This window comes from Coraliomargarita sinensis (assembly GCF_003185655.1).
Taxonomy (GTDB): Bacteria; Verrucomicrobiota; Verrucomicrobiia; order Opitutales; family Coraliomargaritaceae; genus Coraliomargarita_B; species Coraliomargarita_B sinensis.
In genome coordinates this window covers 17829-35414 of record NZ_QHJQ01000005.1, presented here as the reverse complement: position 1 = coordinate 35414, position 17586 = coordinate 17829, and the positions used below count along the sequence as shown (strand labels likewise).

The following is a 17586-nucleotide window of genomic DNA, read 5'->3' as shown; positions in this document are numbered from 1 at the left end:
GATATAATCCTACAAAATACAGATCACGTACGCTTAGAAGAAAGCGATCTCACGAGCCCGTCAGGCATCATTCCTGGCGGGCTTTTTTTCATCCACCTAATCACACACTTAACAACTAAACATTACATCCACCTATGAACGAAATTAATCTTCCATTACACCTCCTTAAAAACGCATCTCTGCTATCCACCAAATACGCGGACAACCAATTTTTTCAGGTCTCCTCTATTACCTTCGCAATCGTCGAACGAAAAAGTGGAGACCTGCTCTTTGCTTTCGCCTCCAGTGCGCTAGCTCGGTATATAGCCGAAAACGATAGTATCGAAGTTCTAGATGTATTTTTCATCCGAAATGAAGCCATGATAAGCTCTCTGCCCTGGCCGGAAAAGACACTCTACATTCAACTCAAAACACAACGTGCAATTGTATTAAACACGTACGACCACCTCTATGTCCAGGATCCGTACAAATCGCTCAATAGAACGCAAAGCCCACTAATCTCCCCTCACAAAATGTGGGGTGCGACTCCCTTTCGGCATTTCGATATGATGCTACTCACCGATCGACTCGTCGAAACGATTGAATCCCTTTCGGACGAGGGCCAGCAGCTTCATCTTGTCCACATTTTATGGCAAGATTTTCGCCTTGCAGTCGAACCACCGCTTCTGACTGAGCGGATCGTAATTACGGGTGAATTCATGGAGTTCAGTGTAAAGCCGCTGAGATTCCTTTTCGTATTCGACCTAGTCACTTCCACCGACGACGACCAGAGAAACTCATATTAAAAATTATCATATGCGCGGTGCCCCGCTTCCAAAGGGCACCCAAAAAGCGCACTTTAAAAGTAGCATATTCACTCCCAAAAATGAAAAAATTAACACATAAAGATATTAAGATTACGGAATTCTGCCTCATCAGTTCGCCAGATTCGCCTCGCCAATTATACCGTCTGCGCGACAACACCTACGTTATCGCTCTACTCGACCGCCCAACCGAAACTTTTAGTTTCGTATCTGAAATCTTTTCAGATGTCCTTGATGACCTCGGAGGCGGCATCGAAGATGTCACGCTAATCGAATACAAAGAGCCGGACCGTCGAGAAGAAAGCCCCATACCGGGGTTCGAGATAAGGCTGCACCTCAAAAAGGGTGAAACGATTTCAGTCAACCATCGCGACGAAGTGCGCCTTATCATTCCGACTTCATATAAAGAAGACGCCAAGAACGAAGAGGTCTATTCAGTCATCGAGATCTGGGAGGATTTACCTCCTAAACACCCATTCGATAGCCTACAAATTACTGAAGGGTTGCGGAAGGAGCTAAGCCCACATTTCGAGATGTTCTCTCCATCTGAAATCTTGAGCAGGCTTTGGCTCGATTACGAAAACTCAATTCGAGGGTGCATACTTGAACCTCAAACCGGCTACCTTGCAGAGGTGCGCGGTGAGTTCGGCGATTTCAGAGCCGTGCGCCATAATTGTGGGGTCGTCACTTTCATGCAATAGTTGGTTTAAGCGGGGAAGGTTGGTCCGACCATCAGATATCTGCGACAGCGTTCGGCAGCGCGCCCTTTTCGTCTTGCCCAGGTGCTATCCTCAAGCACTTACAGAAACTTATTGGCCTTAGAGACGGCTTTATTGATGGCCTGTATGATCAATTCAACATCCGTCGATGAATTTGCAGGAAAAGGTGTATTTGCACTACTGTGGTGCTCCTTGGCGCGTCGGGATGCTTTAGCTTGATTCGGCTATATGCCGAAGTGCTGAAACCAGAAATCTGCATTATTGGCTTCGAAGTTAATATCATACTCATCTTCGTAGTTCTCGACGAATTCAGTAGAGAATACCTCACCTCTCATTGCTGAGCTTAAATCATCCAGCGCATCCGATAAGCGACTTACTTTTCGATTCTCATAGTTTACATCAGTTGCACTATCTACGAGGTAATTACTTGATATGGCCTGATCATACTCATCCTGATAGGTTTGGAAGTCGGGTGTGTATGGTTTGTTAAAATAGTTATGAATGATAAATCTGGCGATCTCCTTGTCGAAGTTTCCTACGCAATTAGCGACCTCTTTAATTAGTGCATCAAATCTTTCTTGATCGTCAGATTCATCGAATTCCTCTTCAACCTCTTCGACTTCTTCGGCATTTTTACATTTTTTGAGGGCCTCAACTTTTTTCTCTAGCTGACTTTTTTCCTCCTCCAAGTCCGAGATATAATCTTTTGAATCAGCTAGTTCTTTTTGGGCTGTTTCATAGTCAGTAATTGATACTTTGTCCGGTTTAGGTAGCTTGGCTATTATATCCGGTAAGGCCTCAAGGAATTTCCTCTTCTTGGAATTCCAGCGGGCTGTGTTTTTTGCTCCTAATCCAAGAGTCTCGCAAATGGCATCCCCAAGTTCGTCTAGCTCTGTCTCATCATTAATCATGGTGGACTCAGTGGTTTTTAGGACACCTTGAACATCACGAAATGCTAATGGGGGGACGACAATAGGCAGGTGATCATTAGACATTGCCCAAGTGGCACCTAGTTCGCAAAGGCAGAATTCTGATACGTAGTAGTTCTTGCTTACAACCGATATAACCAAAGCAGGAGAGTTTATTTGGCTTTTGATTACTTCAAGGAAGTCTTTGCCTTTCTTGGGTCCGAGTCCCGCTGAAGATGAGCAGAAGAACCTTTTCGCCGGTATGTCTAATCCGGTTTGAAGGAAGTCGATAAGTGTCTCAATGAGATCGCTGTCGTCTACTGCGTGGCTGATGAAAATGTCAGGTTCAGTTTTTGTAGTCATAAGTTATTCAGTCTCTAACTCGTACAGAATCCAGAGTGAAAACCCTTCTGAAGAGAAGCAAGGCGGCATTTTCTCCGCAAAAAGTCCAAAATCAGCTAACCCGAGCAAAGCTGAATCGGCATCTAAATTTCGACCTGTTGTTTGCCTTCTATGCCTCATCGGGTTCAGCTAGTGAAATTCTATAACTCAAACTATGCGCCCCTCCTTAGGTTCGTAGCGGTGTCTCGGGAGTGTGCCGTCGATCAGTTTTTGAATTGCTTCTTCAATGATCGGCAGTGGCACGAGGAACCACTCTCTCGGTTCCACGTCAAAGCCGAAACGATCCTTCAGTTGCAGGTCGAGGCGTGCCGGATCGAAGAACTTGTGAAGGAGTTTTTCGAGTCGCTTCAGGTCGAGGTTAGAAACCTTGTAGGTTTCGACGATTTCGACACCTGCAAGCAAATAGGTCGGGTCTTTGGCGGCATTGACGACGCGTTGCTGAACGGAGCCTTTGGTGATGCCGATCTTATGGATCACCTTTCGGTTTTCGGCGATAAACGGATTGTCTGATTTGCTTCTCAAGACATAGACGTAGCCAACGGCTTGATCGTCATCCTCTTCCTGATCGGAGAACAATGGGCCAAGAGTCGGGTCGGTGACACGACGGCTTGATTCATCGCGATTCAATGCCCTTTGCATTGAACGTAGAAGCAAGTCGCTCTCAGTCCCATTGTCGTAGATCACACGCAAGCGGCGGTCTGGCTTATTGTAGCTGCTGATAAAGGGCTCGCCCCAATCTGCGATATACGCCTTTTGCCCTTCGACGATGAAGAAATCGCCTTTTTTGACTTCTCCATTGTCCTGATACTTGAGGGTTTTACGGAAGCCGGATTCCAGGTCGCTCTGCACCTGCTCGAAGAGTGGCTTGAACACGCCGAAGTTGCGGCAAGGTATACGCTGCGCGATTTCTTCGGCTGCCATTTTTTCCTGACTGGAGCGGACGTGCTTTAACTCTGTGATGTCATCAGCGACGCCATTGGCCACCCCCAGAGCTTCCAAAAGCTCCTCATCACTCGCCTCGTCCTCATTCACGACTGCGGACTTCACGTCGTCCTGCACGTCGAGTAATCGCTTTACATCAATGTCTTTGAGGACTTCACGGCATTCGGGCTGCTTCCTGATTTGATCCAATCGGACAGCGTATAGGCGCTCGAAAATATCGCGATTTTCGCCGTGTTCCGGCATTCTGCCATGCTGCTCTATAAAGCGTTCAATCTCTTCGTAGCCAGCGATGATACGCTGCTCACGAGGAGTGCGTGCAGCCTGTTTTTGGGGCGCGGTATCGACGCCCAGCTCATTGAGAAGATCCAAGTCTTCTTTACTGACCTTTTTAGGCATCTGCTTGATCCTCCTTTGCTTTGCGTTGCAGGAAGGCCACGCCTTCCGCCATGCGTTTTTCCCATGGGTCGGCTGCGGTCAACGAAGGCAGACGGCCTTTCTCATTTTTGAATTTCAGTGCACGTTTCGCCAGCTCACGCGCTTCTTCGAGGCTCATGCTGACTTTCTTCGCCTCGATGACTTCCTTGATCCGCTTGAGGCGTTCCTCGCTCATGGTCTTTGCAAGGATCGCATAGGCTTCGCCGAAGGGGTTGATCCGGTCAATAAGGTCAATGTCGAGCGACTTCACATCCATAGCATACTTACGCACGCCATCAATCAGCGCGGTGTTTGCGGTCGGTGCGCCATCGCCAGTGTCGATGATGTTCTCTTTTGCTTTTTGGATCAGGTTCAGTGCGGCCACCGCGTGCTGACGGACTGCTTCCTGATCGTCATCATCGAGTTCTGGATACTTGTCCTTAATGATCTTGCCCATGCGAACTTGAGTGAGTTCTTCGGGCACGAGTTCTTCGTCGAACATACCGCGCTCGACGGAATCCTTATCCTGAACGAAGGCAGTAATCACTTCGTTTAGGTCATCCTGACAAATTCGTTGAGCCTCTTTGCTCTTTGGCTCCACCAGACCATTGATTTCCATCTGGATTTTGCCCGTCTCTTCGTTGAAGCCGATATTCGGCTTGTCGTGCTGATAGCCGTCTTCGCCATAATCGTAGCCTTCACTCGGCTGACTATCAGGACGTTTCGGCTTGAACTCGAAGCGTGGCGCAAGCACCTGCTCCATGAGCAAGCTGGCAGCAATCGCCTTCAGCGTGTCATTGACTGCTTCAACGACAGCGTCCTCGGCTGCATCCGGTTCAGCAATCAAATTGGTGAAACGAGCTTTACGCTTGTTGGGTGCATCACGGGTGGCGCGTCCAATGATTTGAACGATCTCGGTAAGACTGGAGCGATAGCCGACTGTCAGTGCGTGCTCGCACCAAATCCAGTCAAAGCCCTCCTTGGCCATGCCAAGGGCGATGATAATGTCCACATGGTCACGGTTGTTTTTCTGAGCAGGGTCTTTCAGTGAAGTCGAAACGCGGTCACGTTTGGCAGCATCGTCATCAACCAAGTCTGCTATTTTAAGGACTTTGCCTTCAGCGGTCTTTACCAGTTGAAAGCCCGTGTCGGGATCGGTGCCTTGCCAATCACCTAGCTCTTCGAGGATGTGCTCCACTTCACGGATTTTATCCTTCGTGCTTTCCCGTGAATTCACGTTCGGGATATGAATGATTGTTTTCTCATTCGGATCGAGCACTTGAAGAATCTCATCCGAATAGCGGCCAGTGTAGAAGTAGTAACCAATGTCGAGTTGCTTTAGATACTCGTAGCCATTTAATTGCTCGTAGTAGGTGTAAGTGACGGTATCGAACTTGCCCTCGTCCTCGGGATGAAGGACGGCCTCTGCGTCCCCACGAAAATAGGAGCCTGTCATGGCGACAATGTGGGTTTTGCCCCGGGATATAAAATCGCCCAAATGCGCCCCAAGCTTGTTGTCAGGGCTCGCTGACACATGGTGGAACTCATCGACTGCCAGCAGGCAGTTATCAAAGGCTTCTACGCCAAACTTATCGACGGCGAAACGGAAAGTAGCGTGTGTGCAAACGAGCACTTTGGAGTCTCCGTCGAGGAAAGCCTTTACCGAGTTGACCTTGCCACCTTCTGAGCCTGGGGCGTTACAAAGATTCCATTTGGGCTCGACCACCCAATCCGCAAAGAAGCCGTATTTACTGAGCGGTTCATTGTGGAAACTGGAGCCAATTGACTTTTCCGGCACCACAATGATGGCCTGCTTTAAACCCTGGTTTTGGAGCTTGTCCAGTGCGATGAACATGAGAGCGCGACTCTTACCTGAAGCCGGAGGCGATTTAATCAGCAAGTATTGTTCGCCGCGCTTTTGGTAGGCGCGTTCCTGCATCGGGCGCATGCCCAATTCATTGGCGGCTGCGGACGTGCCCTTCTGTGCGTAGGTAACGGAAATGGATGGAACTGATTTCATGAAAAAATATTTACTTATGAGAATTGAATCCAGAAATGAAGAAGTTGGATTGATTGACTCCGGCAGCCTTTGTTCCGACCGTGAGTTGAGAGCATTCGATACTTAGGGTTGGAGTCCTGAAAACTTTCTAAAGCTTCACTGTCCTTCCACTTTTTCGCGTCTGACCGTGATAAGTCGGCGATCCAAGAATTGATGGCAGCGAACCATGATGCAGCCTCTCCATCTTGGAGATAACCTAATATAATCGCTAAATCATGTTCCTTCCCATGTAACCCTTCCTTGAAGCGTTGAATACCACCTGAAACCTTATCAACGCCAGTTACATATTCCCGCTCTCTCGACCTGCTTGGAGCAGGCAACCGTTTACCTTCAATTACGATGAACGGATCATAATTTGAATATCGGCGTCCTTCAATTATGGTTGGAGAGGTTGGTTTAACTGAAATATCAACACGTCTCTGACCTTCTTGTCTTTGTTCATGTTGAAACATAACCATGGGGAAATCAGCGGTTGCCCTAGCTTGAATGAAGTTATGAAACTGGGCATTCAAATCTTCTTCCGCTTCGACAAAATTTCGCTCGGGATCATCCCGCCATGGGGTGAGGCAATCCCAGATGAACTCAACAGTCTTCTCGATGAGACTATCATGGATTACGGTGGGGGAAAGCCGTCCAATAGAGTTTTGTATTGGTTGGCTCATTAGAATCCCTGCTCCCTTAAATCTTCAAGAGTTTCATCAGCGTCTCGGATCGCCGTCGAGGCTATCCAGTTACGGACACGGTCAGGTTTAACGATCACAAGTGTATTCTTTTCGTAAAACCGAATGATGCGGTGCGTTCTCAGCGCAGCGCCATTTTTCTTAATCAGAATTGACTTCAAGTGACTTGACCAATCATCAGGCCAATCGAGCTCTGATGAGTCCCCAAATGTAAACGCTTGGAATGCCAAGCCATCCATCCTTCCGAATTTCCCTACACGGATATTGCGGTAGATGCTCCCGATTAAATGCGTAAACGTCTTACTGTATTTATCAAATACTTCATGGGTTGCGCACTCCTTGTATTGGTAAGAGTTGTGTCCAACTCGAACAATTGGGGCGTAAGCTTCGGAGGCATCAGAAAGAAGTATCTCCTCCCACCAAGACAAACTCTTGAAACCGTCGTCTGTTTTAGGCCAAGGAAGCTCTTCTATATCTCTTTTGAGTATTGCCGTAGATTTGCCAATGATCGACCTCGAACTTTTCAGGAGACAAAAAGTTCTTAGGTCACTTTTGTGTTTATCAAAAGATTCGGAAAATTTGACCAGCTCTTCCTTCTGATTTTCAGGAGCATTGATACTAATAATGCTATGCAGAAAGCTTAGCTCTCCCTTTAACCACAAAGAAGATGGCAGCTTTTCATTCTCACCAATCAGTAACATGGGAGGACTATAACGAGCTCGCACCCGAGGAGCGGCGAATACTTCCTCTTCAACAACCTTGATTGTATTTTCTTTAATCCCTTCGTCAGTCAATGATTCAGTGGGAAGAAACGGCATACCTTTCAACCATTCAGCCTTTTTGTTGCCAGACTTTTTACCAACGATAAAGCCCTCACCATGCGTCCAGCCTTGCTCATTAAGAAAGTCCTTCAACGTCGGCCATTGCATGACCTTGTGTGTCAAGTGAACTAGTCGGCCTCCGCCTAACAGGTTCACTTTCCATACCCACGGGCATTCTCTACCAGTCTCAAGTGGGACGGAATGTAAATCGTAGTGATCTAATTCAAACCCCAACCTTTCATGAACGCTTTTCGTTCTGCGAAAAGTAAGATGCCGAATAGTGTGTCCTGCCGCTGGCTCTTCATTGCGTGCCAGAATGGCAATAGCTTTGGTGTCTGCTGATTCGAAAAGATTCCGAATTGAAACAAAATCCAGAACAGCATCCACGGAATGTAGTCCAAGAAATCGCTTAGCGAAATTGCGCGATTTCGAGTTGTAAAGTAGTCCACTTGGTTGAAGTAGGCACATCAACGAGCCTGAACTAAGCTGTGAAGCGCATTCCTCTAATACGCGATAAGCAATGTTCCCATCAGGGATGGGTATGGCCTGTAAGTCTTCAGCTCGCGTCTTCTTGGCTGCTTGGGTAAGTTCTGAATGAAATGGAGGGTTGCCGACGATACAGGAAAACCCGTTTGGCGCAGCATCTTTCAGATTATCGAGATTCTCAAAGAAATCACCTACGAATAGGTTTCTCCCTAATAGCGTATCAAACTTCAAGTGATCCCAGATGACCCTAGGCTGCAAGGCATCGCAGACAGCAAGTGCAAGATTAAGAGCGGCAACATTGGCTGCTTCTGTTAGGTGTTCGACTCCAAAAATTGACCTTCTTAGAATGTCCTTCAGCTGCCTGACACGAGGGCGACTCCAATCATTATTGCTCTGCCAGTAATGAATGAGACGGCGAAATGCACCCACCAGAAAAACGCCTGATCCGCACGTCGGGTCGAGGATTTTTTCATTCCCCTGAATCTTATCGTAGGGCAATACATGATCCAAAATTAGGTCGGCAACAAATGGTGGTGTGTAAATCGCACCTTTACCTGACTGAGCAAAGTGTTGATACAAATGACTCAGCACACTTACGGGAATGAAGCGGAATGAATACTGTTCCCACAGATATCGCTGACGCTTAAGCGTCTTTGCTTCCAATAAATCAACAAACTGTGTGAGAACTTGGGGAGTCAGTGTTCCACCGAAATTTTCTAATGTAAAAATGTCTCCGTTAAATTTTTCTTTGAGCGAATTTAGCATCTTTTCCACGGCGGTGGTATCGGTGCTTTTAAGGACATCTATAAAGCTGGATGCTCCTTGTTTGTAGTCTTCGAACCATCCGTCCGGAAAAACGCCTCTATCCTCTAAATACTTAGCGAAAACAAACAACAATAGCAGTCTGCGCATCACAGGCTGAACATCTTTTGCTGCTTCTTTTTGCAAGCAATTGTCGGCCTCAATTGTAGCAAGCAAAAGTAGCTTGTGCGCTGCGCTATCCGCACGCGCCCAATCTTTATTCGCATTGTCCTCCCAGAATGTGCCCGTAGAAAGTCGGAATGCTGAAAACCTTTTAACTTTGTTTTCATCTAGAGCTCGCGATGCATCGGAGGCTATCCTTATACTTTCAGCAGCGGAATATTCATAATCGCCTGAGCGACTGTTCCAGAAGTCAGGCTTTGTTGCACATCTCAAGATATCGACTTGAGTTGGCCATTCCACATAGAGCAATGGGGCTGATCCATTGAGCCAGACTCTTCGATGTAACTCAGCTAGGGCATCTTTGCTGTAAAGGCTCTTTGAGTTGTCTACAACGTATGCTGCGACCTGAGGCGAACGCCCGTCGCTAAAACGGCGGAAGAATATAAAATCAATACCACATACTTCATTTTGCTTTTCATCCTTGAGGAGAGAAGCTTCGCGGCGTGCCACAGATTCCGCAATTGATTCAGGTGGCAGTGTGTCGTCGTGAACGGAAACTAGACCAGAGAGTGCAGGCTTGTTGTCTACTGGTGCCAAACAGAGCTCTTGCAGTAATTGGCTCATTGTTTGCCTCCTGTCATTTTAGTGTAGAGTTCAAAAAGCTTTTCTAGCCGCTCGGTGTCGTTTTTAAAGCGCCTACCTATGTAGATGCGCTCCAGCACTTCGTCGTTTCGTTCATGGGCTTTGCGAAGGTCATGTGGCATTTTTTCGGGGTCGTATAGGTCGGCTATATTATTGGGAAAATGAGACTCTCTAGCTAAAAGTATATTTTCCGAGCACTGCGTAAGTTCTGCTTTATTAGACTCCGTTAATTTTGGAACAGGAAATGTATTCCACCCGAGAGTATTCGAATACCTGATTCGCGTCTCCAATTGGCCGCAAACTGTAGACACCCAAACGAGATGCATCTTTGATGCTACGAGGGACATATGCCACAACGGGGCATCATACAGCCCAAATGCACTATTAGATAAAATTGAACCATCGGGCAGTAATCCAATAGGTAAATATGGCCTTCTCTCAGAACTTACGGCAGGAATAATTAAGGTGGTTTCACCACCTGTCTGCCGCACTTGTTGAAATCTATGAGGACGGGATGCATCTGAACGAGTCAGAGCCTTCTTACTTTTCGATCTAAATTCCTCAACCAACTTAAAACGCTCTTCAATTAGAGGAATGTTTCTAGCATCTTCAAGATCATCATCTAAAACCCAGATGCAATATCTAGAACTCCCCTTAATGTATTCCGCCGAACCATAATACGGGCGAATGAATCGGATTGAATCTTTATTCGACGATTCAATCAAATCCTTTTCATGGACATCTAACGTAAGAAACCCACCGTCTACTGGTTTACTGCCTATCGTAATTTCGCTAATTTCAGAAATTGGATTACTAAGTGCCTTTACAGTTACGTTTTTTTGCCCGATTAGGTAAGCGTTAATATTATCAACCACGCGACAACTTGGAGAGCCATCCGAATCTATAGCGTAAATTTTTCTAGAGGAACTGTTATCTCTGGATAAACCAATTATAACTACGGTCACACCTGCGTTGTGGGCGGCTAGGTTTTTCCACTTGAAAGATGTGTGCGCAAAATTGATGGCTAATATGTCATTTAATATTAGCGGCCATAGCCTAGCAACTTGCTCACCTTGGCAGATTGAATTTGTGCTAACAAAGGCACAGGCAGAGTCTGTGGCTCGCGAGTAGAGAGCAAATTTGTAGAACCAGCCAGATATGTAGTCTAGTGATTTCCACGTTGAAGTAACATCTGAGAAAACTGACGCCATATCAGATTTTTGCTCAGAGTTCTGTTCTGTGCCACCCTTGTATGGAGGATTGCCACAAATATAGGTTTCTCCCCCCTCATTCTTGAAATCAATTTCAGCTTGGTCGAGTGGCGTTTCAAAGAAATCCTCTGTTCGATGTTTTACGCCTTTTCCTGTTGGCGGGCAGATACTTAGCCAATCAAGCCGGAGAGCATTGCCACAGGTAATCCAGTTGGCTTTTTCAAGAGGTAGAAATTCAGCCAGTGCTTCTTTCTGGCCACGATACCTCACATCGCATTGGTATTCGGCGATGATGAGTGCCAAACGAGCGACTTCGGCAGAAAAGTCTCGCAGTTCAATACCACGGAAATTTGTCAGTGGGATATTAGTCCGACGCTCGCGTTCTCCACGACGCAAATTGATTTCCGCCTCAATAGCCCGCATTTCCTTATAGGCAATGACGAGGAAATTACCTGAGCCACAAGCAGGGTCGAAAACGCGGATTCGAGCAATGCGGTTGCGGAGATTGAGGAGCTTTCGAGAATTGTCTTCGGCCTCTTCAAGCTTGGCTCGAAGGTCATCCAAGAAGAGTGGATTGAGCACTTTCAGGATATTTGGGACACTGGTGTAGTGCATCCCGAGTGCGCCGCGCTCTTCATCATCGGCCACGGCCTGAATCATGGAGCCAAAAATATCTGGATTGATCTTCGTCCAATCCAGATTGCCTACATGCAACAGGTAGGAGCGTGCAATCTTGCTGAACCGAGGTGCTTCGAGGCTGCCCGAAAAGAGACCGCCATTAACCAGAGGAAACTGATTTGCCCATGGCCGAAAATTGCCAGCTGCACGATCCTCAATTTTCGTGTCCATGGCACGAAAAATTTCCGCGATAATCTCATGGGTATTTGAAGAATCCCTATCACTCATCTGCTCAACGGTGGCCGTGAACAAGCCGCTGCCGTTGAAAATATCGGTATCCTCGGCAAAGAAGCAGAAAATGAGACGTGCCATGAAGTGATTCATCTCATGGCGGCGGGCTTCCGTGCCCCATTCAGGGTTGTCCTTCAACAGTTCGACATAGAGACGGTTTAGGCGGCTCGTTGCCTTAATATCGAAGGCGTTTTCCTTGATCTGGCGAACCGTGCTGATTCCAGCCAGTTCGAGGAAAAATCCGAAATAGTTGGAGAAATCACTGAAGTCACAGGCAATCGTGTCGCCGCCTTCCAGGTCTTCAGCCTGAAAATCGCTGCCATCGGTAGCCAAAATGAAGCGAGCTTTCTGCTTCGCAGTGGAAGGGCTCTCACGAAGCGCATCCAGTGTGGTGGCGACTTCACCCTCATCACACGTCTTGATATGAATGTTGCCACGCTGCAAGACGCCGCCGACATCCGATTTATTGGTCGCGCCGCTTTTCAGGCGCTTGATCGTCGTCGCCTTATTGCCAAAGGCCTCCAGGAAGGCATACGGGAACGCATCAGCCTCGAAAGGCTGCTCGGCCAGCATGGATACTGCTTCTTCGATTTCTACGGCGTTCATGCTAAAGATTTAACCTTTTCCGGTTGCGACGCATGCCTTCCATGCATTTCTGACTTCGGCGAACTCATCAGGGTTTCTGCAGATAGCCTTCCATTTCCGAAGCGGATCTGGGAGTGCCTCGCCATTCTTAAAACAAATTTCGCTCAGAGTAGATGCCAACCCGGCTGTTTTGACCCTAAGAAACAGGCGTTCTGAAAATGCAGATGAATCAATATCATAACCTGTTTCATTACTAATAGCATCGAGCCCTCCGAGGATGGATTCTTTGACCTCTCCGACGATTAAATCTGGATACTTTCTCGCTACTGATTCCATCAGATCAATGGAAACTGGAAGTTCGGTAGTCTGCCGCCAGCGGATCTTGAGAGCTAGTTCATTTACGGTCTGATCTAAAACAGATACCACTTCACTATCTCCTGGAAGGCTCAGTAAGACGTCAATGGCACGAATCGCTTCGACGACATCCTCGCTACTATTTGAGGAAAGCAATTGACCTACCTCAGAGCTAATCATCTCTGAATTGGCAGACTCGTGAATTTCTAGTGCGACCTTCAGCCGGAGTGCAGTTACATTTCGGTCGTTCAACTCTTGCAAGATTCTCCTGGAGACGGCTAGTGAATCATCCAGGTCAAGTTTTACCGCCTGAGGAACAATTATTCGGGCCAGAACATTCTCCATTTTCTCGAAGCGACTTTTGAATTCGTTACCGATATCAGCCCATGCTCCCGCTTGTTGCTTGTTTTGAACTAACTGACTTTTGTCGCAATCCCACCATTCTGAAAGCTTTGCCGTGAGCATCCGAATGTCCTTCTTGCGCCACTTCAAAAAGTTATTTGCTCCGAGTAGTTCACGGCAGAGTAAAATATCTCCTGCGAGAATATGAACGTTCTTCTCTGTCCTTTTACTCTGAACAGGGAATTCGGCCTCATGTAAAAATTCCCTGATCCGCTCAACAACTTTAACATTCTCAGGACAAGGCATGTTTAGGTAAGCGAACCGATAGAAGCCGGTATCGGCTGGGAGGCCATGTTGATCCAACTTGGACCAAAGTGCTTCAGCGAACTGATTCTGTTCCGATTTATTAAGAAGTCCCCATCGGTACAGGTTCCCAAGGCTAAGGGTCGCCCAAGTCCTTGTTTTGCTATTCGAGCTACGGGCTTTGCTAAGAAATTCTGAAACTGAATCCCTACAATTAATGCCTTTCAATTGCCTGATTTCATTCTCGGTGAGGTCAACGAAGTGTAATGGATTTACGAATTCACCTTCGTCGATAATGTTTAGATTCTCAAGAATGGGAAATTCGAGGAGCTTCTCGACAAGTGCAGCTTTATGGGAGGAACTGAACGACGTGACTAACCGCTCAGTTAAAGTGCGGATCTTCTTATATTTCCCGCGATCTTCCGATTCATAGACCCCTTTGAGGAAATTAAGCAGCAGAAATCGCTTTTCATCAGTGCACTTAGTGCAAAGGCGCGATAAGATCTCGGGAACAATAGCCGCTAAAGTCACCCCAAAGTTGTCTCGGTAGATTCGATTTCCCCCGACAATATCGACCTTAACTTTTTCAAGGATCGACAGGTAATCCCCAATCAATTGATCGACCAACGGCTGAGAGTAACGAACCAGCGACTCTCTATTATAAAGAACATCTACCAGTTTTTCATCGCCGAGTCGCAGGAGTGTGGCTGTAGCCCAGTATGGTGCATACTTCGATATTCTTCTCAAAGCACCCTCAGCAGAATTTTTCTCAGAAGTTGTATCAGAGATTCTAAATACTAAACCCGTATCCTCAAAAAAGCGTAGAAATGCATATCCGAATAATAACTCTTTGTCACCACCCATGTGCTGAGTTTGCGAGAACCGCCCCACATCAAAGCCTGAGATTATGCTGACGGCCTCAAACTTTTTAGGCGGACGTTCCAAGTGTGCAGAGAAGACACGAACTTCATTCCAAGGGTCACATTTATACCTTTTAAGACTATTCCACCTTTCTTGGTAGAGCTTTAGCTCCTCAATCCGCTTCTTACTTCTAAGTTCTCTGACCAGGTCCTCCCATTCTTTCTTCCTGTCTCCGATTCTGTTATTCGATAAAGCGACCCAATCGTCTTCGCTGTTACCTTTATCCCGATACAAGTCACGGACCTCACTGATCTCTTCTGCATCAGACTCGATAAGTTCGGTATGGAACGAAGCTGTATCTTTTACGTATTTGTACAAGACCATGATATAAGCCTCTTGCGATACTAGACTGTAGTTGTTCGATACCGGCTTAAGATTGCGCTTTGATCGCACCTGATCGAGCGCATTCGCTAAAATTGCGGCGGCCTCATTTACCTTTCCAATTTCAGCGAGCAACATAGCACGCTTTGCCTCCATCAATGGCAAAGACTCATTTGGATGCCAGTTACTCAAGGAAGTTTTGAGCTTTGGGATATCGGCACTAAATAGTGCATTCAAAGACTGTTCGTAAAACACCTTAGATTGTTGACTAGGTGAAAGCATTTCCCAACGCGTCAATAGCTCCGAATAAGTTTTATCCCATTCGGGATGGAGTCCCTCTTCACGATAATACCGAAGCATGTGAATTTGTAGCCCTATCCACATCTCCATTTCCTCTTCGAGAGAACGTCTGGAGCTGCCATCGTCCCAAATCTTCGGTCGATACTTATCCAATACTCTTGAGATCAGAGGTGCCTGATCATTAAAGATTGGGCACAGGCTTTTGTCCATACGCCAGACAAGTTCATGGAACCATCTGAGGTCCTGCCATTCATCCACATCGTCGTTCTCTCTGAGGAAATAGCACCAGTGCTCAGTGTAACTCCAAAGAGAACTACGTCGGTCCTCAGGAACAACAACCCAACCCGGATAAGACTTCCTTTGTTTCTCCCAAGCCGAGACGGTTGCATCGAACTGCTCTTGCCTATCTTTATGCGGGTCTGGGAAAAGCTTCGAACTTGATGAGGGCCAGCCTAATGCAGAATCAGTTTTTTCTTTCGAAGAAAGAAAATCAAAGAAACGCTCTAACCCCTCATAATATAAGTTCGAATCAATGTCCGGACATTCGGCCATGTTCAGAACGACAATATTTCTCATTTCCAGCAGCTTTCTCTGGGCACTGGAGAGATTAATGACACCTACGAGGAAGATTTTTGGGGCATTTAGTTGGCCAAGATTGTCTCTGATCCATCCTATCCACTGTAGGAAATTCGGATCGTCGCCTGAAAACCCAACCAAGCATAAGGTATTTTCAAGCAGCGACTGCTGCACAGTGTTTACGAATGGTGCATACACCTTTGGGTATTTGCGGTAGTCTTCCTCGGTAATCACAAATGGCCTCTCCGAAGGAAAGCTACCGTGTAATTTGATGATCCGAGGTTTTGATGAATAAACGAGATCCTCTTTGTTAACAACCACGTCAAACCTCTGATTTGATACGGAGGTAGAGGCTCGCTCCAAGAGCGTGTCATAATTTGTGGTAAAGACGTCCGTCCAGGGCAACTGAAGTAATTTCAAATGCAATGCTGATGGCTCATAATCGAGATCGGGAATAGAATCCCTGAGCAACTGATCCAGCACTGGACGACCAAGTGAAGCGTGGACTTCGTCAGCAAGCTTCAGGACGTTCATATATTTACCGGAAGCATCGGGTAACTTACCGTGAACTTTCTCGTAAAAGAGATCTCCCAACTGGGACCAGTCGGGAAAGCCTGAACACGATGCGCTACTATTAAGCTTGGCGTTCTTACTAAAGCCAGAGCCAACCATAATAGCAGCATGGCCAGACCAGAGCCTCTCAGCGATTTGGTTCAAATAAGGGCGAAGATTCTCGGCAACCTCAAACTCCTCTGCCTTTGTAACTGATGTCCCTCCTTGGCCCTTATCGGTTTTCATAGCGAGGCTCCTTTCCCATGGCCTAGAAGTCTCAAAGAAGCCTCCAAATCAGCCACACAGACAATCTTACCACCTTGCTCGGTAATACGATCCGCCTCCGCGAGGGTCGTGTCATTTTCGTAGGGCACGACTACCAAGACAATTTCCAGATCCAAATGCCCCTTGAGCAGTTTGACCGAGGCAACGGTACGATCCCAATCGCGGTTCACATTATATTTACAGTCCACTGCGATACGCGGAGGCCCAGGGAGCAGGAAGTCGCAGATGAGATTCTCCTGCCTATAGGCGCGTTGAAAATCGAGACCCGTGCGATCCAGCTCTTTCTCAACGTCATCCTGGAAGGTGACGGACATCGACTTGATCTCCATATAGCGCTTCACTCGCTCCATCTCATCCAGAGGAATCGGCTGCTCCGGCGAAGACGGTCGTTCGGGCAACTCGGCCATCTCGGCATGGTCGTAGGCGGCTAGGATCCGCTGCTGCTCCTCGGCGCTGGGCTGGAGTTGCTCGATGAGCCGAGTCAGCGTCAGCTGCCGCGGACGGGCCTTGCCGTTCAAAATGTTCGAGAGGCTCGCCTCGGTAATTCCGATTTTACCCGCCAGAACCTTCTGGCGCAGGCCGCGATCATCCACAACCGCACGGAGAACCTCTCCGAGGGCAGCATTCTTGGGGCTTGGATCGGGGCTCGACATGCGCTCCAACCTGATTCAATCCACGTAAGGCACAAGATAAATTATAGTTCAGGCCGAATTATTATAGTTTATAGCCTCTGGAACCATGTTTGGTTTTCAAAAAGCCAAACAAGCATGTTTGGTATATTGTTTGGCTTTGCCGTCTGTCTTCGCAGGTCTTCGCCAGTCTTCACGAGCCAAACATGGTGAATCGCCGGATTTTCACCAGATACAATAAAGCCCGCTAAGTCAGTGACTTAACGGGCTTAAATTGGGTGCAGGGCCTGGATTTGAACCAGGGACCTTCAGGTTATGAGCCTGACGAGCTACCGGGCTGCTCCACCCTGCAATATGTGAAAGCGCTGGAATAAAGGTCTCAGAAGGTTTCGTGTAAAGGGTTTTTTTGAGATTTTCTCAAAACTTTGATTATACGTGTGATTGTCTTTGGTCTTGCGGGAAAGATTTGCGGAAACAGGGTAAACCAAGCTCACCGTA

Annotated in this window: 10 protein-coding genes and 1 tRNA gene; 2 read left to right on the top strand and 9 right to left on the bottom strand. The window is 47.2% G+C overall.

Going from position 1 to position 17586, the window contains the following annotated elements; genetic code table 11:
• The first annotated feature begins 134 nt into the window (after window positions 1-134).
• Window positions 135-785: a hypothetical protein gene (locus DDZ13_RS08160; protein ID WP_110130957.1), complete on the top strand. Its 651-nt coding sequence runs from the start codon at window positions 135-137 to the stop codon at window positions 783-785.
• An 80-nt stretch (window positions 786-865) separates the two neighbouring features.
• Window positions 866-1504 (top strand): hypothetical protein, encoded by a 639-nt coding sequence (locus DDZ13_RS08155; protein WP_110130956.1) that lies wholly within the window; start codon window positions 866-868, stop codon window positions 1502-1504.
• 242 nt (window positions 1505-1746) lie between these two features.
• Here the strand turns inward: DDZ13_RS08155 and DDZ13_RS08150 are convergent, their stop codons facing one another.
• From DDZ13_RS08150 to DDZ13_RS08110, 9 genes are all read right to left on the bottom strand, one after another.
• Complete coding sequence (locus DDZ13_RS08150; protein ID WP_110130955.1) at window positions 1747-2793, bottom strand: toll/interleukin-1 receptor domain-containing protein; 1047 nt, start codon at window positions 2791-2793, stop codon at window positions 1747-1749.
• Between the two features lie 186 nt (window positions 2794-2979).
• On the bottom strand, window positions 2980-4170 hold the full coding sequence (locus DDZ13_RS08145) for a GIY-YIG nuclease family protein (RefSeq protein WP_110130954.1): 1191 nt from the start codon (window positions 4168-4170) through the stop codon (window positions 2980-2982).
• Window positions 4163-6208 (bottom strand): DEAD/DEAH box helicase, encoded by a 2046-nt coding sequence (locus tag DDZ13_RS08140; RefSeq protein ID WP_110130953.1) that lies wholly within the window; start codon window positions 6206-6208, stop codon window positions 4163-4165. Before DDZ13_RS08140 ends, DDZ13_RS08145 begins: the two co-directional genes overlap by 8 nt.
• A 14-nt stretch (window positions 6209-6222) precedes the next feature.
• Window positions 6223-6909, bottom strand: a complete 687-nt coding sequence (locus DDZ13_RS08135; RefSeq protein ID WP_110130952.1) for a hypothetical protein — start codon at window positions 6907-6909, stop codon at window positions 6223-6225.
• On the bottom strand, window positions 6909-9782 hold the full coding sequence (locus DDZ13_RS08130) for an HsdM family class I SAM-dependent methyltransferase (RefSeq protein WP_110130951.1): 2874 nt from the start codon (window positions 9780-9782) through the stop codon (window positions 6909-6911). The genes DDZ13_RS08135 and DDZ13_RS08130 overlap by 1 nt, the downstream gene beginning before the upstream one ends.
• Window positions 9779-12526, bottom strand: a complete 2748-nt coding sequence (locus DDZ13_RS08125) for a class I SAM-dependent DNA methyltransferase (RefSeq protein ID WP_110130950.1) — start codon at window positions 12524-12526, stop codon at window positions 9779-9781. The genes DDZ13_RS08130 and DDZ13_RS08125 overlap by 4 nt, the downstream gene beginning before the upstream one ends.
• A 9-nt stretch (window positions 12527-12535) precedes the next feature.
• Complete coding sequence (gene dsr2, locus DDZ13_RS08120; protein ID WP_110130949.1) at window positions 12536-16420, bottom strand: anti-phage defense-associated sirtuin Dsr2; 3885 nt, start codon at window positions 16418-16420, stop codon at window positions 12536-12538.
• Window positions 16417-17112: a helix-turn-helix domain-containing protein gene (locus DDZ13_RS08115; protein WP_110130948.1), complete on the bottom strand. Its 696-nt coding sequence runs from the start codon at window positions 17110-17112 to the stop codon at window positions 16417-16419. The genes dsr2 and DDZ13_RS08115 overlap by 4 nt, the downstream gene beginning before the upstream one ends.
• Window positions 17113-17363: 251 nt before the next feature.
• Window positions 17364-17440: transfer RNA gene (locus DDZ13_RS08110), tRNA-Met, on the bottom strand.
• Window positions 17441-17586 lie beyond the last annotated feature (146 nt).